Origin of the sequence: Nonlabens sp. Hel1_33_55 (assembly GCF_900101765.1) — a bacterium.
GTDB lineage: Bacteria > Bacteroidota > Bacteroidia > Flavobacteriales > Flavobacteriaceae > Nonlabens.
In genome coordinates, this window is the sequence record NZ_LT627735.1 from 2427217 (window position 1) to 2451143 (window position 23927).

Genomic DNA, 23927 nt, shown 5'->3' on the forward strand with positions numbered 1-23927 from the left:
AATTCTATAACTCGAATTCTTTGATTGTGGAGTCATTTCCATGATGCTCCTTCTGATTATGGATATAATGTGAGATCTTAGGAATATCTACAGGACTTACCGTAAATAATCCGTAACCGCGCTGCCAGGCAAACCCTTCTTCAAATTTATAAGTTGTGTTAAGCCATCTGGAGCTTGATCCTTTGATGTCCTTCACAGTTTTGGCGATGGAAAGGTTTGCATTTGCATTGACTAATAAATGAATGTGATCCTCTATTCCGTTAATTATTATAGGAATACAATTTATTTCTATGCACTTATTCCAAATCATTTTGTACAAAGGTGACTGCAGGTCCGAACACAACAATGGTTCTCTATGTTTCGTAGAAAACACGATGTGGTAATATGCGTGGATGTTGTTTTTAGACATTTAGAAATTAGAATGAATTAGAATATTTCATACCTCAAGACCTTGAGTAAGATATAGTTTTGTTACACGAATGCGGTGGTGAGTTATATCCCTATTTATTTCGACATTGATTTTGATAATGATTTAAAAATTAATATTGGCGATCTACCTAAACGTAACGACATCATAAGGTGCGGAATTAATTCCGCACCTTGTGATGCATTTGATTTTCAAGAACTTAATTGAACATTTTAAAAGTTCTCCTAGAAATCTCTTTAAACCTCATCAGGTCCAACGGTATCTTCAACATTCTGTGAAACCCAACCTACACATTCTGCATAGCTTTTAAACAGGTGCTCTTCCTTAATTAAGTCTGGGATGATGTCGATGGCTTCTAATCGGTATTGAGGTTGTTCTTTCAATCCGGCGATTAAAGGTGTAACGCCTTGTTTTACAAGAGCTGTTGCAACGTCCTCAAAAGCAAACAATCCCGATTGATCCATGAAGGGTACTTTTTCCATCCTGATGATTACATGAGTAGCTTTTGCTGGAATGTGTTGAGACATGGCCTGAAAATCCTTGGTAGAACCAAAAAACAACGGACCGTCCAGTTCTTTAATAAAGACTTCTTCGCGTAGATCAAGTGGTACTAAGGAGTAATCTTCGTCTCCGTAATCATCCTTTCGCGAAAGCGTTTTTACCTTACTTTTTGAGGCATTGGCATCACCCATTTTCTTCATGAAGATTAAGCTAGCAATGACCAAACCTATTCCAACGGCATATACCAGATCCCAAGTTACCGTCAAAATCAATACGGTAAACATAATGATGACGTCACTTTTAGGAATGGATCTTATGGCTTTCAATCCTTTATAATCCATCACGCCTATACCAACAGTGATAAGTATTCCTGCAAGTACTGCGTTGGGAATCTCGCTGGCAAAACCTCCTAATGCAACCACAATAATTAGCAACAAAATGGCAGCGATCATTCCCGATAGTTTCGTTTTACCGCCAGAATTGATGTTCACCACTGTTCTAATAGTGGCTCCAGCACCTGGAATCCCACCAAATAATGAGGCAATGCTGTTCCCTATTCCTTGTCCCATCAGTTCCCGATTGGGATTGTGAGATGTCTTGGTCATATTGTCTGCCACGACACTGGTCAATAGCGAGTCAATGGCTCCCAACAGTGCCAGTGTCAATGCGGTAAAAATGTAAGGAGAAACCTCTGCAAAGCTGAATCCAGTGACGATTTCAAAATTGGGCATCGGGAAACCAGATGGGATTTCACCCAACTTAAAAGCATCTACATCCAGCAAATACACTCCAGCGGAAACACCCAACAGCGCAATCAACGTGGATGGTATAGCAGTGGTGATCTTCTTGAAACCGAATATGATTACAATCGTAATGAGAGCTATAATCAATTCGGTCCAGTTGATGTTTTGAATGGCTCGAGGCAAAGTTTTGATGGTGCCTATCACACCTTTACTTGAGGCTTGGGCAAGAGACTTTGCTTCGGCAGCTACTTCTTCATCTGTTGTGTTTTGTGCTCTTGCAATGGTTGATGTAAAGTCATCAATGACTAGAACATCTTCTTGAACTTCGTCAGCAAGGATTCCGTTCAGGATGGATTCCTGAGCTACTGGCTCAAATGTTCTTACATATTCTTCATCTGCACCAGCGTTATATCCCATGGCAGGTAATAGTTGGGTAATGAGTATAATCACACCAATTCCTGTCATAAACCCAGAAACTACAGGATAGGGAATGTACTTGATGTACTTACCCAGTTTTAATGCTCCCAAGGTGATTTGGAAGATTCCTGCCATTAAAAAGACCGCAAGAATAGCTGGAAGCGCATCTTCCAGACTGCCTTCATTCAATTGCAAAATTCCTGCAATTACCACCATACTGACGGCAGTCATAGGTGCGGTAGGTCCAGATATCTGCGTATTAGTTCCTCCAAAAAGGGATGCAAAAAACCCAATGAATATGGCACCATATAAACCTGCAACAGCACCCAACCCTGACTGAACCCCAAATGCCAGTGCGAGTGGCAAGGCCACGATACCCGCAGTAAGTCCACCGAATAAATCTCCCTTGAGATGCTTGAAAAGTTGTGCCATTTTGATTGTTGTTAGTTAGTGTTACTTGATTCCTGCTTAGGCAGAAAATAAAAATAAATGAAAAAGAGCAGAACCATTGAAGCGCTGCTCTTCTCTAAGATTTAATTATAAGTTTCTATTGTTCTATTAAGATACCTGGTTATGCTTTTTGAGCGGATATATTTTCTCTTGTTTAAAGAATTGGAAATAATTCTCTGGATTCTTAAGTGTCCCTCGCTGTGAAACAAGTGTTATATCGATGTTTCGACTTTCTGCTTTTTGCTTGAAATCCTGTAATATTTCAATAATATCATAATCCATATAGGTTGTCTTGGTGATATTTAATTCTAGCTGAGTTCCCTCTGGAAGTTCGTCAAGCTCTCTTTTAACCGCTGCTTTATTAAAGAAAGTGACCTCTTCAGCCAAAGTCATTCTTACTTTAGGGCCGCCATGATCAGGATCTTCCTTATGAAGGAAGTGACTGTTTTTGTAGCTCTGGTATAATGTCATAATGATTCCCAAAACCAGACCAATACCTATTCCCCAAAGCAAATCCTTGAATACTATTATAATGACGGTAACTATAAAAGGCACAAATTGCTTTAAACCTGCATCCCACATTGCCTTGAAGGTTGATGGTTTGGCAAGCTTATAACCTACCACGAACAATACAGCAGCAAGAACTGATAATGGGATCATGTTTAGTACTACGGGAATCGCTACAACAGAAATAAGCAAGAGAAAACCATGGAAAATGGCGCTCATTTTAGTCTTACCGCCAGATTGGATGTTGGCACTACTACGAACGATTACTTGAGTAATAGGTATACCACCTATAAGACCTGAAAGAATATTTCCTGTTCCTTGAGCGTATAATTCACGATTAGTAGGAGTAATTCTTTTTTCCGGATCTAGTTTATCCGTGGCTTCTACACAAAGTAAGGTTTCTAAGCTGGCCACTAACGCTATAGTAAATGCTGTGATCCATATTTCAGGCAACCATATCACACTAAAATCTGGAAATATGAATTGGCCTTTAAAAGATTCAAAACTATCTGGTACAGGAACATCTACTAAATGTAAATCTGATATTTCCAGAGATGAACCAGTTGTTAGAGCGTAAAAAACAATCCCTAAAACAACAGCTACTAAAGGACCCTGAATCAATGTAAATAGCTTCCCTTTTTTACTAAGAAATTCTGACCAAAGAATTAAAACCAGTAGGGCAATAACTGCAATGATGGTGCTTCCCCAACCTATACTACCTGCAATATTCAATATTTCTGTAAACGTGTTTTCCCCATCAGGTTGGATAAAACTAAAATCACCATTTGGATCTTTATCAACCCCAAAAAAGTGTGGAATCTGTTTGAGAATAATAATGATACCTATTCCTGTCAGCATTCCCTTTATAACAGATGATGGAAAATAATACCCAATTACACCAGCACGAGCAATCCCAAAAACAATTTGAATTACACCTCCTAAAACAACAGCCACAAGGAATTTCTCATATCCCAGAGAAGCTATCGCAGCAAGAACAATCGCTGCAAGACCAGCAGCAGGTCCACTCACTCCTACTTGAGAACCACTGATCGCACCTACAACAATACCACCTATAATACCTGCGATAAGACCAGCAAATGGCGGTGCATCACTGGCTACAGCTATACCTAGACATAGCGGTAAGGCTACAAAGAAAACTACAATACTAGCTGGGAGATCCTTGGCAAGATGTTTAAACATAACGATGGCTTTTAAAAATTGATAGTAATACTATTAGGTGCTTACCTAAAAATATTAAGAAAATTTAAACATTCGCAAGAAAAGGGGAAAACTTTAAGGCGCGCTATAGTTTTTTCAAATCTGATAGTGGCATCCAGGACTCTGAACCATTAGCTACTTTGATCTTTGCCCAGTTCTCATATTCCTCAAGGATGGTGACCTTTGTTCCCTCGTGAATTGAAAAACTGGACTCTGCACTGGCTCTAGGTTCTGATTTTGTGATGGTTTCCGCACTGTAAACGATCGCCTGCTGGTTGTCGTCCATCAATTGTTGGCTATAACTCGCAGCTACGATGGCAAAAATAGTAGCCAGTAGAAAAATCATTGAGATCACAAACATCAGGCGCTTTTTTCCAGCCGTGGCAGCATAGTGATATAGGATGAAAAACAGTACGGTCAACAATGCCAGAATAATACTCAAATAAGCCCAATTGTCCACAGATAAAGAGGTGAAAATACCAGTCACAAACTCATTGAATGGATTGCTCTGGACTTCTTCCACGCTGTCCACACGCAACTGCTGTGCAAATTTCAGGTTGTTCTGGAAATCATCGTTTGAAGGTTCCATCTGCAGAGCCTTTTCATAATTGTAGATCGCTGGTCCTACCTGATTCATTTTGTAGTAGGAGTTACCCAGATTGTAGTATAACTCTGCGCTGTGCTGGCCAGACTGCAATATGGATTCATAGGAATCGATGGCTTCTTGATAATTTTCTGCGGTGTAGGATGAGTTCGCTTTCGCGAAAGCGGAACTTTCATCTTGCCCTACAGCAACTTGAATCAGACTAACAAATAATAGGAATATCCAGAATCTCATGATGTTAGTTTAGTTGTTTGTCCAGTTGATTGATCACCTTGCTCGCCTTGTCGTAATCTTCCTGCATTGCCGTGGCGGTTGATGGTGCATATCGAGCCATTTCTGCTGTAGAAAGAAGCGAGATGAACTCTGTGCGCGCTTCATCCTGAACACGTCGCTGTTGCAGCAATTCATCCACGCGCTGCTTGGTCATTTCGGCAGCGGTGATTTTAAGTTTTGATTTGAGGAAGTTATGCAGGGCGCGTTCCAGACTTTCATAGAAAGCCTCTGCATTACCTATATTTCTGCGGGCTTCAGAAAGGTATTTCTTGCTCAATTTGTTGGCCTTTTTGACCTTTCTACCTTGCACGTCTGATGCCACCACCTCGCGGCGTTTCTTAAACAATAGCACTAATGGAATAAGCAGAAACATTGCTCCTACGATACTCCAATAGACCGTGGTTCCATAAAATCTCTTCTGCTGGATTGGTTCAAGATCTGTGCTGGTTTTTATGAATGCAAACGTATCACCAGCGCTCAAAACATTGGTGCCGCTATTGCTGTTTGCCGTTACAGCTGGGCCACTGACTTCAATGCGATTCTCACCGCTGTTGATAGTTTTATATTGACGCGCCGCAGGATCAAAATAGCTGAATTCCACATCTGGCAACGTGAAGGTCCCGCCAGATTGCGGTACGATCGTATAGTTATCTGCGATGCTACCGCGCACGCCGCTGTAGGTAGTTTGGGTTTTATCAACGCGTTCTGGCTCATAAACCTCAAGTCGTTCTGGTACATCCAGTTTAGGCAGCTGCATCAATTGCAGGTTCCCTGTTCCTTTTGCCTCGACCGTTGCCACAAGACTTTCACCAGATTCCAATTGCGCCCGAGTCAAACTCACGCCAAAATCAAATTGTCCAACCGCACCAGTAAAACTCGCTGGTCGTCCTTCTTGCGGTAAATCTTTTACATTAATGGCACGTGCACCTGCGGTAACACGCAATTTCTCTGTCGTCATAAACGATCTACCGAAAAAATCTCTTCTACCAGATGGCACCTGAACGTTCACATCCAGTACCAGCGGTTCAATCGTCAAACTTCCCGTTTTCTGCGGATATAAAATGGCTTCTCGTAGAACTAGGTAACGGTATTCCTGACCTTGATAAGTTCCTGTGCGCACTTGTTGATCACGGTTATCGATATTCTGAGACCAGAAATCGGCATACTTGGGGCTATCGGTTTCTGTCCAGCCGTTGATTCCAGAGTTGTTGGAAACGTAGAGTTTGTAGACTACTCTGATGGCTTCATTTAAATAAGGTGATGCGTTGGAAACCTCAGCGACTAAGTGAATGTTCTGTTCTGCGATTTCCCGGACGGGTTCATTACTCGTAGTCGCTCGTGGATCTGCAATGGACTTTGTAATACTTACCGTGAATGGCGTGGTTGAAAATTCCTCGCCTTGGTAATTCATGGTCGCGCGACCTATGGTTTTGGGTCCCGTACTTTCTGGCGCAAGGATGTATGTGTAGGATTTGGTGAAGGTTCCTTTGCCGTTGACATAGCTCTGCGAGATTCCCTGAATAGGTCCACTAGCGATACTAAACCCAGCAAAATTAGGTGGCCTGAAACTATCGCCATCAACGTTCATCTTGAATTCTACACGCAGGCGTTCATTGAGCGCAATCGCATCTCTGGTCGCGGTTCCCGTAAAGGAAACCTGCGCCTGAGCCACAATGCCTAAAAACAATATGAATAGAAACGCAATTCTTTTCATCTACCAGTCCTTCTCCGTTTTCTTTTTGGTTCCTTTTACTTTCTGAGCGTTGATCTTGTCCTGAATCTTTTGCTCTTCATTATTCATGGCTTCCAGAATTTGGCGTATTTGCTGTGGCGTCATTTGACCTTCCACGCGTTGTTGTGGTTGCTGGCCTTCTTGCTCTTTGGGCTTACCTTCGCCGTCTTTGCCTTCTTGGTTTTCACCTTTGGGATCATCCTTGCCTTCACCTTGATCGCCTTTATCCTTATCGCCTTCCTTCTCTTTGTCTCCTTCATTATTGCCGCCAGACTTATCATCCTGATCGCCATCCTTGCTGTCGCTCTCGTCTTCGTTGTCGCCTTTGTCCTTCTTATCCTGATCATCGCCGCCACCGCCGCCGCCTTGTTTTTCTTCTTCCTGTTTGGCGAGTGCTAGATTGTATCGCGTTTCATCATCTGTTGGGTCGTTACGTAGGGCGTTTTTGTAGGCTTCTACGGCCTCTGGGAACTTTTTGTTCTCCATAAAAGTGTTGCCCATATTGTGAAATGCCTTGTGCTTTTCGGCTTTGGTTTTTGCTGTGGTGGCTGCCGCGCGGTAGCTTTCTGCCGCGTTGTAGCCCTTTTTATTCTTGTAGTATACGTTTCCCAGATTGTAGGACGCCTCAGTGCTTTCTGGCTGCAATGCCTTTGCCTTGCGGTAGGATGCTTCTGCTTTTGAAAAATTATTGTCTGCTGCATAGTCCACACCTTGTGCCATTGCAGATTCATAAGCTGTGTTATCAGGTTGTTGTAATTGCGCTTTCGCGAAAGCGGAACACATCAAAAACACCACTATAAAACCAATATGTTGTATCCTTTTATTCATTGAATAAGTTGAGTTTTTTAATCCAGCCTGTCTTGCGGTTGCTGTAGATCATCTCGAGTACCAAAAAGAACAAACCTATGCCCAGAAACCACTGGAATTGCGAGGCAAAATCTGCATATTGTTGAGACTCAAACGCCACTTTATCAATACCTGATAGTTCTTCCTGCAACGCCTCGATAGCATCTGCAGTAATCGTACCATCGATGTAAACGCCATTGCCGGCGTCTGCGATTTCTGACAAAGTTTCAGTGTTCAATTTTGTGATGACCGTGTTGCCATCGTTGTCCTTTTTCAAGGATTGCGTGACGCCGTTGCGCTTCTCTGGGATGGTGCCGCCTTTCTCTGTACCGACGCCTATGGTGATGATGCGCACGCCGTTGTCTGCGGCATCCTCTGCCATTGCTATCGCTTCACCTTCATGATCTTCTCCATCGCTGATGATGACCAGAACCTTGGCAGCCTCGCTGTTGTCGCCGTAATAACTTTCCGCCAGTTGGATCGCCTCTGCAATGGCGGTTCCTTGACTGGAAATCAGGTCTGTGTTGAGTGCTTGAAGAAACATTTTGGCACTTCCATAATCGGTCGTGATGGGCAGTTGCGGCACGGCACTACCTGCGTAAGCGATTAAACCAATTCTATCACTGGCTAAGCTATTGACGATTTGCGTGACTAGTTGCTGTGATTTTTGCAGCCTGTTGGGCGCGATATCTTCAGCCAACATAGATTTTGAAACATCCACGGCAAAAACAATATCCACACCTTCGCGATCAACGGTTTCCAGCTTAGTTCCTGCTTTAGGGTTCACCATCGCGATTGTAATAAAAAGGATCGCCACACAGATTGTTACCAATTTCAAAATAGGCTTGAACCAAGACCTGTCCGGAATCAAATGGTCCAGCATCGCCTTTTCTGCAAACTTGCGCTGCGCCCGAACCTTCCAAAACGAAAGCCCTAAAAACAGCACAACGATCACAGGGATTATGAGAAGCAACCAGAAATATATTTTTTGTTCTAGGATCATTTATTATTTTGTTTCCTTTTCAAATTTTTTCCAAACCTGCTTGAAACGTTTTTCAGAGGTTCTAATTACAATTATACCATTCAGTGACTTCCCGTAAATTGCGGCAGTTTGCCTACTTGTTAAAAAAGAGATGTCACTTGTCTCTACCAGTAATAACTCTTTTAAGAGCTTTTTATCTTTAACTACGTAGCCATTAATAATAATTAAAGGCTCAATTTCGATTATTTCCTTGTTACTTAAATTAGATAAAGTTGTATCGACGCTAATTGAATTTGACTCATCTAAATGCTCATTAAAATTATCCCTAACAACTTTCTTAGCTAAAGAATCGACATAATTGTAGAGCTTATTATCTGTTAATTTATCGAAACGCATCAGCTTGAGATTTGCCTCATCAACATTTTCAAATTCAATTACCTTGTATTTTTCACGAACTTTATCTCTTACATGATGTTCAATAACTTGACCATAATCCGTATTGATAAGTTTTAATTTCTCTTCCTTATCGGATCTATATCCTACAATATATGGAGAGGAAAATATTTCCTCAGAACGGCTTTTAAATTTTCCCTTATTATAATTCCAAATTACTCTAGGATAGCTGACACCGGTTTTTATAAATGTTATAGTGTCTGCATAGTAATATAAGTTCTCTGTATTATCGGTTTTCCAATCGCCATATATATCTTTTTCATCTATTTGAGCAAAAGAGATACTCGATAAAATGAAAGTGAAAAATATGATCAATCTAGGTTTCATGATTTCTTTGCTAAACAAACTGTTCTCGACTGTACTTCGGCTGCGCTCAGCAACCACGCTCGAACTGATATCGTAACTTCTTTTATCTTTTCTATTTCTTCTACTCCTAAAGTCAGACTTCCGTTTTCAATTTTGTCTCTTGTTTCTCATCTCTTGCTTCTCCTTTAAGCCGCTGTCCTAAACAACGTATATCGCAACAACAATTCCAGTCCCAATAATCCCAAGGCAATCAGCACCAATGGCCGGAACATTTCCTGCACATTATAGAACTTGAATTCTTCAATTTCTGTTTTTTCCAGTTGATCAATCTCGTCGTAGATCTCGGCCAATTTGCTATCGTTGGTCGCTCTGTAATATTTCCCGCCAGTATCCGCCGCGATTTGTTTCATGAGCGCTTCATCAATTTCAACTGGTGCCATTGCAAAACGAAAAGCTCCAGTACGCTGGTCCTGACCTACTGGCGACATAGCGTTGCCGTTGGTTCCTATTCCGATGGTGTACACTTTGATGCCAAATTCAATAGCCAGTTCCGTTGCGATTTTTGGGTCTATGAATCCGCTGTTGTTGACACCATCAGTCATTAAGATGATGACCTTGCTGTCGCTGGTGCTTTCTTTCAATCGGTTGACTGATGTGGCAAGTCCCATTCCTATGGCAGTTCCGTTTTCTAGAACACTACTGTACTCAATACCTTCAACCGCGCGCAGCGTGATGCTTTGATCTGTGGTGATGGGTGTTTTGGTATAGCTTTCGGCTGCGTACACCACGACACCTATTCTATCACTAGGTCGTCCTTCTATAAAATCCAACGCCACGCGTTTGGTAGCTTCCAGCCGGTCTGGTTTGAAATCTCGAGCGAGCATACTGGCACTCACATCTACTGCGAGAACGATATCAATACCTTCCGTAGAGCTGGTTCTCGTGTTGACGTCTGTGGTTTGTGGTCTTGCCAGCGCGACGATGATAAATGCCAATGCCAACAGTCGCAGGACCAACAATAACGGTCGCAATCTAGACAAGAGAGAATCAGATCCATCAAAACCACGTAGAGATGAGATGCGCACATCTGCATTTTGCTTCTTACCACGCCAGATGTAATAACCTATGATCAATGGCAACAGCAGCAATAGCCAGAAAAATTCTGGGTCCACAAACTCCATTCTATTCCACCACTGTATCATTCTTGATCTTCTTTAGCGGTTTGTGGTTGGTTCAATTGTATCGAACTAATGATTTGCTCTTTCAATAATCTACCGTATTCTTTTTCTGGTTCAAGACCTGCATCATCCTGGACGACGGCAACAAGAATCTGCTGGATGGAACCACCATTCACATACACTTGCGCTTCATAATCATAGGTATCGCCATCACTTTCAAAGGTTCCGTTGAGTTTGATTCCTTTGAGACCGTTGCGCTCTATGGGTTCGTCCAGCATCAGGATATTAGTTGCTCCTTGTTGTTCAAGGCTTTGATAGATCGGTTCGGTGACCATTTCTTGCGGTATTTCCTGACCTTCAGGCAATCCTTCACCGCTCAATTGGAATGTAGTAGCAATCACAAACAAATCATCTTCAATGGTATTTAGCGCAAACGCATCCATACTCGCCATTGCGGCTTTGAACTGATCACTAACGGGTAAGTCTTGTCGTCGTTCCAAAATTTCCGGAGTCGTCAAGGTGATCTCTGGAACTCCATAGCGGCTGGTCAATCGCTCGCCCTCGTAATATTCGCGCAACTCATTGCCCAAAATCTGATCCCTAACATTGTCATACCCAACTATAACGATCCAAGCTGCGATAGCAATCGCAAGTCCCAGAATCACTCCCAAAACATACATCAACACCTTGCGGATTTTTGCCTTGCGCGCCTGTTCCTTACGGTACTTCACATCTAGCAACAACTCTTCCTCGCTAGGTGGCGGCAACACTTGGTGGATGTTGTAAATAATATCATTGATCGCTTCCCGATCTTCCTTGGCACTGATGCCATCACCAGACATTCCTGCAAACTTGATCAAATCTGCCTTTTGAAGCACAGCCTGTAAACGCTGTTTGGTTTTATCGGTGATGGAAACACCTTTTGCAGCGGTTTCGTTCTCGATATTTTGAATCAGCTCTGCCGTGGTACTTTCCATGGCGTGACCGTACACTTTGTTATCAATATAGCGGCGTACGATATAAGACAGCTCTGTATAGTAGGTTTTCCAAGCACGGTCTTCGACAAGATTGCTTTCGGCCAGCTTGTTCAAACGATATTTTGACCACTCATAAGGTGGTAGTGTTTGCTCGTAGGTTTTTTGAGTTCGCTTTCGCGAAAGCCACCAAAACAAAATCCCCAGCGGTATCCACAATAGTAGTAATAGCAACCCTTTCCAGTTGAATGGTCGCTCGTAATCATTGGGAATATCAGCCTTGATATCATACATTCCCTGCACGGTGGTGTCTGTCTGCACCTCGCGGACTTTTACCAGCAAACTGTCTGTAAATTGCTCCTTATTGTTGATGAACAACTTGAGTCGCGGCACATAATAATCGCCGCTGTCAAACTGCGTGATGCCGTATTGCTTGAACAACTGGTATTTATCGTTCTCGCGTATGGTATCCACCGGATAATCCTCGATCACTTCCAGCACACCAACGGCCTGCTGGATAGGGAAAATCACCAAATCTTCTGGCGTGGCATCAACGGTAATCTGTAGTTTGATTTCCTCGCCCATCATGATGGAATCGCGATCTACTTTTGTAGTCACGTTGCTCGCAGTCTGCGCTATTGCTGGAATAGCAGCAAGGAAAAATAATATGTAGGATAGCTGTTTGATCATCTTCTTTTAAAGTATCCCAATAATTTAGTAGTGTAATTATCTCTGGTTTCTAAATCGATGGCGCCAGAATCTGCCTTTGTAAATGAGGTCTTGAAATAGGCGACATTTTCTTTGTGATAAGCCGCATATTTAGTCCTAACCGATCGCGAACTGGTGTTGATAATACGCTGCTTGCCAGTTTCCTGATCCACAAACGGCACCAATCCCATCGCTGGAATTTCTTCCTCACGTTTGTCGTAAACTCTAATACCCGTAACATCGTGTTTGCGTCCCACGATTTGCAAGGCTTTTTGATAGCCAGTGCTCATAAAGTCAGACATTACAAAAACGATGGCTTTCTTCTTTAAAACGCCGCCTATATATTCCATCGCTGCGCCTATATCAGTCGTGTTTTTCTGTGGTTTGAATTCCAGCAATTCCCGGATGATTCTTAGGATGTGGAACTTCCCTTTTTTAGGCGGAATGAATAATTCGACCTGGTCAGAGAACAACAGCAAACCTACCTTATCGTTATTCTGCAAGGCACTAAAGGCCAGCGTCGCGCTGATTTCGGTAATGATTTCACGCTTTAATTGTTCCTGCGTTCCAAATAAGGTCGATCCACTCACATCTGCCACCAGCATCAACGTCAGCTCGCGTTCTTCTTCAAAGACTTTAATGAATGGCTCATGATATCTAGCCGTTACATTCCAATCAATGTTACGTACATCATCGCCATACTGATACTGCCGCACTTCACTAAATGTCATCCCACGACCCTTGAAGGCACTGTGATATTCACCTCCAAAAACGGCATCGCTCAACCGCCGAGTCTTGATCTCGATCTTGCGTACTTTTTTTAAAAGCTCTTTAGTGTCCATTGCTCGCTGCGCTTTGCAGTATTTAGTAGTTGGTATTTAGTATTTAGACTCTCTGCTGCTCGCTTCGCTTCGCAGTGGTTTGTTAGTTATTGTCATTCCGCACTTGATGCGGAATCGGCTTATGTTTTACGTAGTGACTGTTGAAATTTTTGTTTCTAGCTTTTATGCAAACCGCTTCTCGACTGTCGCTCGAAGTGGTTATAAGCTTTTTGAGATTTGAAATTTGGAATTTTGGGACTTGGAGCGCAGCGACCTACGGTACCTCAATCGTATTCACGATCTTGTTCACGATGTCTTCTGTGGTGTAGTTCTCTGCTTCGGCCTCGTAGGTGATTCCTATACGGTGACGTAGAACGTCAAGAACAACGGCACGTACATCTTCTGGGATGACGTAACCGCGGCGTTTTATAAATGCATAACATTTCGCCGATTTTGCTAAACTAATCGATCCACGTGGTGAGGCACCAAAACTGATCAATGGTTTCAAGTCTGGTAAATTGTATTTCTCTGGATATCTGGTTGCAAAAACGATGTCCAAAATATATTTCTCAATCTTCTCATCCATGTAAACCATCTCCACGGCATCTTGTGCACGTAGAATTTGCTCTGGAGAAACTACTGGATTTGGTTTTGGGAACTCTTTTTTCAAGTTGGCTCGCATGATGTATTGCTCATCAGCGATTGTTGGGTAATCAATGACTGTTTTAAGCATGAAACGGTCCATTTGCGCTTCAGGCAATGGGTAAGTTCCTTCTTGATCTACTGGGTTTTGAGTCGCCATTACTAAAAATGGTCGCTCTAATGGGAACGTAGTATCACCAATGGTTACCTGCTTTTCTTGCATCGCCTCTAGGAGTGCAGATTGTACTTTGGCGGGCGCACGGTTGATCTCATCTGCAAGGACGAAGTTTGCAAAAATCGGTCCTTTACGTATAGAGAAATCAGCATCCTTCATGTTGTAGATTAAGGTTCCTACAACATCTGCTGGTAAAAGGTCTGGTGTAAATTGAATTCTTGAAAAACTTGCACTCACGGCTTGTGAAAGCGTTGTAATGGCAAGTGTTTTGGCCAGTCCTGGAACTCCTTCCAGCAATATGTGGCCACGTCCCAACAAACCGATCAACAAACGGTCGATCATGTATTGCTGTCCCACAATAACCTTATTCATCTCTGCCACCAGCGGCGCTATAAACGCACTTTCTGCTTGGACCTTGTCATTGATACTGGCGATATCGACCGCCGTATTCTCCTGATTCATATGTTCCACTTTTATACTCGTTTCAACTCCTAAAAATACTTTTTCTTGTATGGTTGCACCCTAAAATGGGCATAAAATTAAAAATCACTTATAGATCTAACAACCTATAAATGAAGTTCGTTTAATGCCTGATGACGGTGTTGTTCTCGCTTTCGTACTTCGACTACGCTCAGCATAAACCTGTTTTGTTATAGTTCGCTTTCGCGAAAGCGAAACACAACGAATACCGCGTTGCACTTAACCATCTATTTAGTGAGACAAAAAACTGTGCCAAAAGTTTAATCAGAACTATTGCAAAACTCTTCTCTTTATCTTTACCAAAAAACGAGTCATGAAAACTGTATTGATTACGGGCGCCACTAGCGGCATAGGCCTTGCAACCGCTCAATTACTTGCCAAAAACAACTGCCGATTGATCCTATGCGGACGCAACACTGAAAAATTGGCAGAATTGCAGCGCGACTTGAGCTCAAAAACTGACGTCACGACTCTTGAATTTGACATACGCGATAAGAAAGCCGTAGCTGATAAAATCAATGGTCTAGCTTCTGATTTTGCCACCATTGATGTGCTTATCAATAACGCTGGTAACGCGCATGGATTAGACCCAATTCAAACAGGAGATCTTGAGGATTGGGATGCGATGATGGATATCAATGTGAAGGGTTTGTTGTATGTGAGTCACGCAGTGATCCCGCAAATGCAGGAACGAGAGTCTGGTCACATCATCAATATAGGTTCCACCGCAGGAAAGGAAGTTTATCCTAAGGGAAATGTGTATTGCGGTAGTAAACACGCCGTGGATGCCATCACGACTGGAATGCGCCTTGATTTGAATCCGTTTAAAATCAGAGTAGGTGCTGTGAATCCAGGATTGGTACATACCAATTTTAGCGAGGTGCGTTTTAAGGGCGACAGCGATCGCGCCGATAAAGTTTATCAGGGCTTCCAACCATTATTACCGCAGGACGTTGCAGATGTCATCCTTTTTGCGATAAGCCGTCCGGCGCATGTTAACATTGCAGATTTAACGATGATGTGTACGGCGCAGGCGAGTAGTACGATTGTGAATAAGGATTGATGAGTTGATGGTTTGATATGGTGACTTGAGGATTATCCTAACTTCACTCTTACCTCAAACATCACAAGGTGCGGAATTAATTCCGCACCTTGTGATGATAATGATCGTAAATTGATTCTATGAAAAAATTATTTCTTTTATCAATAGTTTTCCTAGCGACATCCTGCCAGCAGCAGCTGGATCCCAGCGTGGAAAACATCAACTCCATTTTTGATACGCAGGATTTTCAAATTAGATATACATTAGAGAACGGCGATGAATACCGAATGGGTTTTCTTAATAATGAAATCGCCTTTTTTAGTCCTAACGAAACCATAAGACGTGAGCTTTCCTATGAAGATGTGCGCTTGATCAATACCTTTGTGGCTTCGACAACGCTCAGCTACCTGCAAACAGGCGATAATACTACGGTGACCGAGCTAAGCCGAGGTTACCAAATCGAGATCTATAATGACAGTAAAAAAGTTACTGTTGAAACAGATGATTATCAAAACGAGTTTGAGATATTACTCACAAAACTGAATTTACCTTATGTATCCACTACGACGAAATAGAAGATTACGCACCAGTGAAGCCATTAGATCATTGGTTCGCGAGACGACCATCACGCCGAGTGATTTTATCGTGCCCTTATTTGTAGTGGAAGGCAAAGGAATACAAGAAGAGATTGCGAGCATGCCTAATTATTACAGGTTCAGTTTGGATCTGCTGGCAGATGAAGTTCGCTTGCTATGGAAAATGGGATTGAAAAGCGTCCTGCTTTTTGTCAAAGTTCCCGATAACTTGAAAGATAATAAGGGAACCGAAGCACTTAATAAAGACGGCTTAATGCAACGAGCGATCAAAACCGTCAAAGATGCCGCTCCAGATATGTATGTGATGACAGACGTTGCTCTGGATCCTTATTCCAGCTACGGTCACGATGGTATTGTAGAAGATGGCAAGATTATCAATGATGCCACGAGCGAGGTTTTGGCACAGATGAGCGTTTCCCACGCACATGCAGGTGCCGATATGGTCGCGCCCAGCGATATGATGGACGGCCGCATTCTTTATATAAGAGAAGCGCTGGAAGAAAACGGATTTACAGACACTGGCATCATGAGTTACAGTGCAAAATATGCCAGTGCGTTTTATGGTCCATTTAGGGATGCGCTGGACAGTGCACCCGGTTTTGGCGATAAGAAAACCTATCAAATGGATCCTGCAAACAGGTCTGAAGCCATCAAAGAATCCTTGATGGACATCGATGAAGGCGCTGATATTTTAATGGTAAAACCAGGGTTGTGTTATCTGGACATTGTACGCGATTTACGCAACGAGATTGAACTGCCTATCGCGGTTTATCAGGTAAGCGGCGAGTACGCCATGCTAAAAGCCGCAGCAGAAAAAGGCTGGCTAGATCACGATGCCGTAATGATGGAACAAGTCACTGCCATCAAACGCGCAGGCGCTGATTTGATCGCGAGTTATTTTGCTAAGGATGTGGTGAGGTTGCTGTCTTAATAGCTATTTCCCAAAAACTTAACGACCACCACGACAAGGTTTTCCTATTTTTACTAAAAACCAACTTTCATGGGATTATTGATCCTTTACGCAATCGTATCTATTTTTTTCTCTTTTGTATGTTCGATACTAGAGGCCGTACTGCTTTCCATTACGCCTACTTTTTTAAAAATGAAAAAGACAGAAGGCGCGACTTATACTGATGCGTTGACGCAACTCAAAAATGATGTTGACAAGCCGCTTATCGCAATTTTGACACTCAATACGCTGGCACATACGGTAGGTGCCATTCTAGTTGGAGTTCAAGCCGAAAGTATGGTGTCGCAAGGTTTTCAAGCGGCTGTGTTGGGCATACCACTTGTTGGTGTCGTTTCTGGTATCATGACGGTTTTGATATTGGTGGTTTCTGAGATTATTCCTAAAACTATCGGTGCTACTTACTGGCAAAATCTTGCGGGCATTTCCACAAGAGTACTCGTTGGTATGGTTGCCGTTTTAAAATACACTGGAATTCTTTGGGTGTTGCAGTTGACCACAAGAGCGATAGGTAAAAGTGCACATATGAACACGATGACACGCGAGGAGTTTCTCTCCATAACAGAAACTGCCGAAGAAGAAGGTGTCTTTCACCCATCTGAAGGTCAGTACATTAAAAGCTTGATGAATTTCAACAAGATCAAGGTGAAGGATGTCATGACACCGCGATCAGTTATGTATATGGCGCCACAATCCATGCTCATCAAAGAGTTTTTTGAGGCAGACAAGGATCTTAGATTTTCACGAATTCCTATTTATAATAAGAATCGGGATGATGTCACGGGTTACGTTCTAAAAGATGCTATTCTGGAAGATATCATACACGACAAGCCCGCTGAAACTCTGGGTGACCTGCATCGTGAGATTGCTTTGGTACGTCTAGATATGCCTATTACACAACTATTTGATCAAATGATCTCTAGTAAGGAGCACATCGCGCTGGTACTGGACGATTACGGCAGCGTTCAAGGCCTTGTCACCATGGAAGATGTGATAGAAACCATGCTGGGACTTGAGATCATGGATGAAAGCGATAATGTAGAAGACATGCAAATGCTCGCTCGCAAGAATTGGGAAAAAAGAAGTAAACAATTAGGGCTTGAGAAACCGCCAGAAGATCAGGAGCAGGATGCCTAATTACCTGTAAGGTCGTTTGATTTTAGTTCGCTTTCGCGAAAGCGGAACTATCCATAAATCTCTCTGCATTTTTAGCACTAATGAATAACAATAAGCAATTCTGCTATCAGTTATTCGATAACTCCAGCGTCCATCATATAATTCACGATCGCCTCTTTCATGAGTAGCGATTGTTCACCAGCCTTAAGCGCTGGCAACTTTTGAACAACGGCATAATGTGGCCATTTTTCTTCGTCAAAATGGGAAAATTCGTAATAACCGTAAGGCTCTAACACACGGCAAATTGCAATGTGCATCAATTGGTACTTCTCATCTTTCCTGAACTTGCGATGTAGTTGCCCCAATTCCTGAACGCCTATTAGAAATAGAATGGAGTCAAGGTCCATCGCCTCGCCATCGCTAAAACGCTCCTGAAAAAAAGCGGTTGTACGGTTCCATCGTTCCTTAAGTTGTTCATCTCTCGCCATGGCTACAAAGGTAAGCCGCTTGAAAGGCCGCACCGGCATGAAGTGATGCTCTTTTTGCAGCAAAATGTCTAAAAGTTACCGAGTATTTCTACATTTGGTAAAACAATTCAAATGAAAAATTTACGCTTATTTCCCATATTGATGTTGCTCGTCTTGAGCGGCTGTAAAAAGGATAGCTCTACCAATATTGATGAGACCATATCAACTGAAACCAGCGAAAACGTAGGGAACAATGATGCTTCTAATAGAAATGTTGATTCTGATGGAGCTCAAAAAAAGAACATTGACCCTAACTCTAGGGCAAATAATAGTGCGACGAATAGCGCTAAAAGCGTGAGTTATCAATCTGCTGTCTTAACGCCTACTTCTATAAATTTTGTAAAGAGTGATGGGACTCAAGACATCATCATGTTCGGTAGGAATGAGGCGATGATTCTAGAAAAGATGAAAGGTTTAGTAGGCAGTCCTAGTTCCACAAAAATCAACGAAGATTGTAATAGTCGCCAGGTAAAAAGCATTTATTGGGAAGAGCATATCACGTTAGAATTCAATCAGAGAGATGATGACTGGATTTTAGGAGGCTGGAACCTACAGTCACGTGATGATAATGCACCCAATTATAAACTTGCAAGCGGTCTTACCGTGAACCTTAAACGCAATGAATTGAGTAAGCCATTAAGCGTTAAGCCTAAAAAAACAAACTTGGGATATTCTCTTAATCTAGATGGTGTCACTGCGGTTTTAGATAGTGATGCAGACGATGCCACTGTTACCTATGTTTATTCTGGAGTCAACTGTAACCAGTTGAAAGCCGGTGAAACTCCTCAAGGTGAGACCAACTAAGCTTTTAATTTGACCAAATAAAAAAGCCAGTGCTTAACAGCACTGGCTTTTTTGTGATTTCTTGAATCTCTATTTATTCATCAATTCTTCAATCTCATCTGCCTCAATAGGAATGTCGCCCATTAGATTTTTAGGGCTTCCGGTGTCTTGTATGACAACGTCGTCTTCCAATCGTATTCCGAAACCTTCTTCTGGAATATAGATACCTGGTTCTACCGTGAATACATTATTAGCTTGCATAGGTTCCCACAACAATCCATAATCGTGCGTGTCCAATCCTATGTGGTGAGAAGTACCATGCATGAAGTATTTCTTATAAGCTGGCCAATCTTTGTCCTCGTTTTGAACATCTGCTTTATCGAGTAGTCCTAGGTCAATAAGTTTACCGGTCATGATCTTTCCTACCTCAACGTGAAATTCCTTCCACAGGGTTCCAGGTACAAGCATCTCTGTAGCTTGATTTTTCACACCATTGACAGCATTGTAAACTTCCTTCTGGCGCTTGGAAAATTTCCCGCCAACGGGAATCGTTCTGGTCATATCTGCAGAATAGTTTGCATAAGTCGCTCCTACATCCATTAAAATTAAATCGCCATCCTTACATTTTTGGTTGTTCTCGATATAATGTAAAACATTAGCATTGTTACCGCTTGCGATAATGGGTGTGTACGCAAAGCCATCGCTACGACTCTTGATGAACTCGTGCAGGTATTCTGCCTCAATTTCATATTCCATCACGCCGGGCTTTACAAAATTCAGCACTCTGCGGAAACCAGCATTAGTGATATCACAAGCCTTTTGCATCAAGTCAATCTCAATCTGGTGTTTGACAGATCTTAAGCGCTGCATAATAGGAGCACTCTTAGCATAATTATGTGCTGGGAATTGCGCTTTGGTTTTGAGAATAAATCTGTCCTCACGCGTTTGCATCTCAACAGACTGACGGTAGTGCTCATTAGTGTTGAAATAGATAGTTTCTGCCTGTACCATCATCTCAAAGAATTTCTTGTCAAAATCCTTGAGCCAGTACACAGTTTCAATCCCTGAAATTTCTTTCGCCTTTTCCTTAGTTAACTTCTCGCCTTCCCATACAGCAATGTGGTCGTTGGTTTCGGTTACAAAAAGGACCTCGCGATGTGCGGGATCTGGACAATCTGGGAACAATACTAAAATAGTGTCTTCCTGATCTGCACCACTTAAAAAGAATATATCGCGATGCTGTTTGAACGGCATCGTACTATCTGCACCGGTTTTAAAAATATCGTTGGAGTTGAAAACCGCAAGACTATTGGGCTTCATTTGAGCCATAAAATTCTTTCGGTTGGTCTTGAAAAGTGTATTGTCGATGGGATCGTACTTCATTGAAATTTTTATTTTTTATGGTTATTGTTGGTGTGGTTGTTACGCTTTCGCGAAAGCGAAACTCTCAAAATTAAGAATCTGAGCAAGTTTATCGTGTTATAGTATTTGTAAATGACCATGTTTCCATAAGTATGGCGTCTTGCGTATCTTCACGAGATTAAAGTTCTTTCCATGAAATATACCATACTACTTGCATCATTGTTATTATCAGCTGGTGCTGCAGCACAGCAGCCAACTAGCGCCCAAAAGGTCGTTACAGACCTACAAATGCAGCAGGAAACCGCAGAGAATTCTCGTTATAAGAACCTCAAGTTTGAAAATATAGGGCCAACCATTATGTCTGGTCGTGTAGTTGATGTTGATGTAAACCCAGAAAATCCAACAGAGATGCTGGTCGCTTATGCGAGTGGCGGTTTGTGGCATACCAATAATAACGGGACCAGTTTCACGCCTATAATGGACAATGCGTTGACTATTAACCTGGGCGATATCGCTGTTGATTGGGATTCTGAAACCATCTGGGCAGGAACAGGCGAGAATAATTCTAGCCGCAGTAGTTATGCTGGAGTAGGGTTGCTAAAGTCGACAGATTGGGGTAAAACGTGGAGTAAACCCATGTTGCCAGGATCACACCACATAGGTCGCATCTTGATCGATCCCGCAAACAAGGATCATCTAGTGGTTGCCGTTACTGGACCGTTGTACACCTTGAGCGACGAGCGCGGTATCTACACCACGATGGATGGTGGAACCACTTGGAATAAAACATTATTTGCTACCAATATGGCTGGATTTATTGATCTAGCGTATGTTCCAGATAATTTCAATACCATGTTTGCCGCGAGTTGGGAGAAAGATCGCAAGGCATGGAATTTTGACGGTGATGGTGAGGCAAGTGCGATTTACAAAAGCACTGATGCTGGTCAAACCTGGAATAAAATCACAACTGCAGCCAGCGGTTTCCCAACAGGTTCTGGAGTAGGTAGAATAGGTCTTGCGGTTTATGATGAGAATACGGTTTATGCCATTCATGACTCGCAGTTCAGAAGGGAAAAGAGTGATGATGATGCTTCCGCGAAAGCGAGTTCTTCCAAAAAATTGAGCAAAGACGATTTTCAAGGAATGACCATGGATGCCTTTACTGCACTTGAAGATGACACGCTGAATGAGTATTTGAAAGAAAATGGTTTTCAAGAAAAATACAGAGCGCAAAATGTCAAAAATATGATACGTAGCGGCGCTGCAAAACCAGCAGATCTGGCTTTATATCTTGAAGATGCCAATACCCAACTATTTGACACACCCGTAAAAGGCGCAGAACTGTACAGATCTGATGATGGTGGTGCGACATGGAAAAAAACACATGAAGATCAAATTGACGATGTATTTTTTAGCTACGGTTATTATTTCGCTCAAGTACGCGTTGACCCAAGTGATGTCAACAAGGTTTACGTCATGGGTGTTCCCATCATAAAATCTGCTGATGGTGGTAAGACTTGGACCAATATTTCAAGAGAAAATGTACATGCAGACCATCACGCGCTTTGGGTAGATCCTAACGATAGCGGTCACCTAATTAACGGTAACGACGGTGGTTTGAATATTTCTTATGATGACGGTGAGACATGGATCAAGAACAATTCACCTAGCGTTGGTCAGTTCTATGCAATCAATTATGATATGGAAGAACCTTACAATGTCTATGGTGGCTTGCAGGATAACGGTGTTTGGGTAGGAGCAAACAATGCTCGCGAGAATCGTTCCTGGCAGCAGCAAGGTCAATATCCATGGGAATCCATAATGGGCGGCGACGGTATGCAGGTACAGATCGATTCCAGAAATAGCGATATCGTTTATACAGGTTTCCAATTTGGGAATTATTATAGAATCAACAGAGAAACTGGTGATAGAGAATACATTCAACCAAAACATGAATTAGGAGAATCACCATACCGTTTCAACTGGCAAACGCCCATTTTACTAAGTCCGCACAATCAAGATATCTTGTATTTAGGTGGTAATAAATTGCACCGCAGTTTTAATCAAGGCGATGAATGGACCGCTATATCACCAGATTTGACTCAAGGCCCCAAAGAAGGTAATGTTGCTTATGGAACGTTGACCACTATAAGCGAGTCGCCATTTCAATTTGGAATGATCTATACTGGTTCTGATGATGGATTAGTCCAATTAACTAAAGATGGTGGCGCCACCTGGACAAAACTTAATGGTGGCTGGCCAGCAGATTTATGGGTAAGTCGGGTTGTAGCCTCACAACACAAAAAAGATCGCGTTTATGTCACCCTAAACGGATACAGATCTGATGACTTCACACCTTATGTGTACATGAGCGATGATGCTGGAAAAACTTGGAGCGACATAGGAGCTTCACTTCCAGTTTCTCCAGTAAATGTGATTGTTGAGCACCCAACAGACGAGAACATGGTTTTTGTAGGAACAGATAATACAGTTTGGGTAGCAGAACAAACTGGCGCTTGGTCTGTGTTGAATTCAGATATGCCGCCAGTAGCGGTTCATGATCTAAAGATCCAACCGAAAACAAAGGATCTTTTAGTTGGTACACACGGTCGATCTATCTACAAGGCTAATCTTGAATCAGTTTCTTTGACAAAAGCTGAATCCAATGAAAATGCCATGGGATATTATAGCAAAAAACTGAAGCTTTCTACTATTGACGGATTTAGAGCTAGCTCGCGCTACGGAGCTACAAGATTTCTAAGTGATAGTAGTCCAGAGCCAAGCGTTGCGATTTCCTATTACAGTCCAGAAAATGGTAAAATAAAAATGGAAGTCATGAATGCTGAAGGTAAAACCATTCAAGAGATGGAGCTTACAGCAGATGAAGGCTTGAATTTCTATGAATATAATGGATCAGTTTCTGAATCTGGCGTGAAGCGATTTGATAAAAAAGACGCTCCCAATAAAGCCGATAATGGAATGTATTATTTACCAGTAGGAACTTATACGGTCAAGCTTTCTGGAAAAGGTGGAAATGCGAGTGAGAAGTTAGAGGTGAAGTAATATAATTTTCAATAATTATAAGGTGCGGAATTAA

Annotated in this window: 20 protein-coding genes; 6 read left to right on the forward strand and 14 right to left on the reverse strand. The window is 42.3% G+C overall.

The genetic code is table 11. The annotated features are described in order from the left end of the window. Positions 1 to 4 precede the first annotated feature (4 nt). The 12 genes from tnpA to BLO34_RS10955 form a co-directional block, all read right to left on the reverse strand. Positions 5 to 409: an IS200/IS605 family transposase gene (gene tnpA / locus BLO34_RS10900; protein WP_090755278.1), complete on the reverse strand. Its 405-nt coding sequence runs from the start codon at positions 407 to 409 to the stop codon at positions 5 to 7. A 254-nt stretch (positions 410 to 663) separates the two neighbouring features. Beyond that, positions 664 to 2520, reverse strand: coding sequence for a SulP family inorganic anion transporter (locus BLO34_RS10905; protein ID WP_090755280.1), 1857 nt, complete (start codon positions 2518 to 2520; stop codon positions 664 to 666). A gap of 126 nt (positions 2521 to 2646) precedes the next feature. After that, positions 2647 to 4245, reverse strand: a complete 1599-nt coding sequence (locus BLO34_RS10910) for a SulP family inorganic anion transporter (RefSeq protein WP_090755282.1) — start codon at positions 4243 to 4245, stop codon at positions 2647 to 2649. 103 nt (positions 4246 to 4348) lie between these two features. Beyond that, entirely contained in the window at positions 4349 to 5101 is a 753-nt protein-coding gene (locus tag BLO34_RS10915) for a tetratricopeptide repeat protein (protein WP_090755284.1), read from the reverse strand. 4 nt (positions 5102 to 5105) lie between these two features. After that, positions 5106 to 6854, reverse strand: coding sequence for a BatD family protein (locus BLO34_RS10920; protein ID WP_090755286.1), 1749 nt, complete (start codon positions 6852 to 6854; stop codon positions 5106 to 5108). Further along, positions 6855 to 7700 carry a tetratricopeptide repeat protein gene (locus BLO34_RS10925; protein ID WP_090755288.1) on the reverse strand — a complete coding sequence of 282 codons (846 nt, stop codon included), beginning with the start codon at positions 7698 to 7700 and terminating at the stop codon, positions 6855 to 6857. Continuing rightward, positions 7693 to 8721: a vWA domain-containing protein gene (locus BLO34_RS10930; RefSeq protein WP_090755290.1), complete on the reverse strand. Its 1029-nt coding sequence runs from the start codon at positions 8719 to 8721 to the stop codon at positions 7693 to 7695. The genes BLO34_RS10925 and BLO34_RS10930 overlap by 8 nt, the downstream gene beginning before the upstream one ends. 3 nt (positions 8722 to 8724) lie before the next feature. Then, positions 8725 to 9480 (reverse strand): hypothetical protein, encoded by a 756-nt coding sequence (locus tag BLO34_RS10935; RefSeq protein WP_090755292.1) that lies wholly within the window; start codon positions 9478 to 9480, stop codon positions 8725 to 8727. 164 nt (positions 9481 to 9644) lie between these two features. Continuing rightward, positions 9645 to 10661, reverse strand: coding sequence for a VWA domain-containing protein (locus tag BLO34_RS10940; protein WP_090755294.1), 1017 nt, complete (start codon positions 10659 to 10661; stop codon positions 9645 to 9647). After that, positions 10658 to 12301, reverse strand: a complete 1644-nt coding sequence (locus tag BLO34_RS10945; protein WP_090755296.1) for a hypothetical protein — start codon at positions 12299 to 12301, stop codon at positions 10658 to 10660. Before BLO34_RS10945 ends, BLO34_RS10940 begins: the two co-directional genes overlap by 4 nt. Continuing rightward, positions 12298 to 13161, reverse strand: a complete 864-nt coding sequence (locus BLO34_RS10950) for a DUF58 domain-containing protein (RefSeq protein ID WP_090755298.1) — start codon at positions 13159 to 13161, stop codon at positions 12298 to 12300. Before BLO34_RS10950 ends, BLO34_RS10945 begins: the two co-directional genes overlap by 4 nt. A 253-nt stretch (positions 13162 to 13414) precedes the next feature. Beyond that, positions 13415 to 14419, reverse strand: coding sequence for an AAA family ATPase (locus BLO34_RS10955; protein ID WP_090755300.1), 1005 nt, complete (start codon positions 14417 to 14419; stop codon positions 13415 to 13417). Between the two features lie 331 nt (positions 14420 to 14750). On the opposite strand from BLO34_RS10955, the gene BLO34_RS10960 reads away from it, so the two are divergent. From BLO34_RS10960 to BLO34_RS10975, 4 genes are all read left to right on the forward strand, one after another. Continuing rightward, positions 14751 to 15500, forward strand: coding sequence for an SDR family NAD(P)-dependent oxidoreductase (locus BLO34_RS10960; protein ID WP_090755302.1), 750 nt, complete (start codon positions 14751 to 14753; stop codon positions 15498 to 15500). Positions 15501 to 15619: 119 nt separating this feature from the next. Beyond that, complete coding sequence (locus BLO34_RS10965; RefSeq protein ID WP_090755305.1) at positions 15620 to 16054, forward strand: hypothetical protein; 435 nt, start codon at positions 15620 to 15622, stop codon at positions 16052 to 16054. Continuing rightward, a complete protein-coding gene (gene hemB, locus BLO34_RS10970) occupies positions 16032 to 17006 on the forward strand; it encodes a porphobilinogen synthase (RefSeq protein WP_090755306.1) in 975 nt (324 codons plus the stop codon). The genes BLO34_RS10965 and hemB overlap by 23 nt, the downstream gene beginning before the upstream one ends. A 69-nt stretch (positions 17007 to 17075) precedes the next feature. Further along, positions 17076 to 18179: a CNNM domain-containing protein gene (locus tag BLO34_RS10975; protein WP_090755308.1), complete on the forward strand. Its 1104-nt coding sequence runs from the start codon at positions 17076 to 17078 to the stop codon at positions 18177 to 18179. A 110-nt stretch (positions 18180 to 18289) separates the two neighbouring features. On the opposite strand, the gene BLO34_RS10980 is transcribed toward BLO34_RS10975, so the two are convergent. Then, positions 18290 to 18646, reverse strand: coding sequence for a hypothetical protein (locus BLO34_RS10980; protein ID WP_090756620.1), 357 nt, complete (start codon positions 18644 to 18646; stop codon positions 18290 to 18292). A gap of 111 nt (positions 18647 to 18757) precedes the next feature. Between BLO34_RS10980 and BLO34_RS10985 the strand changes: the two genes are divergently transcribed. Next, positions 18758 to 19489 (forward strand): hypothetical protein, encoded by a 732-nt coding sequence (locus BLO34_RS10985; RefSeq protein WP_157686772.1) that lies wholly within the window; start codon positions 18758 to 18760, stop codon positions 19487 to 19489. Between the two features lie 69 nt (positions 19490 to 19558). On the opposite strand, the gene BLO34_RS10990 is transcribed toward BLO34_RS10985, so the two are convergent. Beyond that, positions 19559 to 20851 (reverse strand): aminopeptidase P family protein, encoded by a 1293-nt coding sequence (locus tag BLO34_RS10990; protein ID WP_090755312.1) that lies wholly within the window; start codon positions 20849 to 20851, stop codon positions 19559 to 19561. A gap of 171 nt (positions 20852 to 21022) precedes the next feature. Between BLO34_RS10990 and BLO34_RS10995 the strand changes: the two genes are divergently transcribed. Further along, positions 21023 to 23893, forward strand: a complete 2871-nt coding sequence (locus BLO34_RS10995) for a WD40/YVTN/BNR-like repeat-containing protein (protein WP_090755313.1) — start codon at positions 21023 to 21025, stop codon at positions 23891 to 23893. Positions 23894 to 23927: the final 34 nt, after the last annotated feature.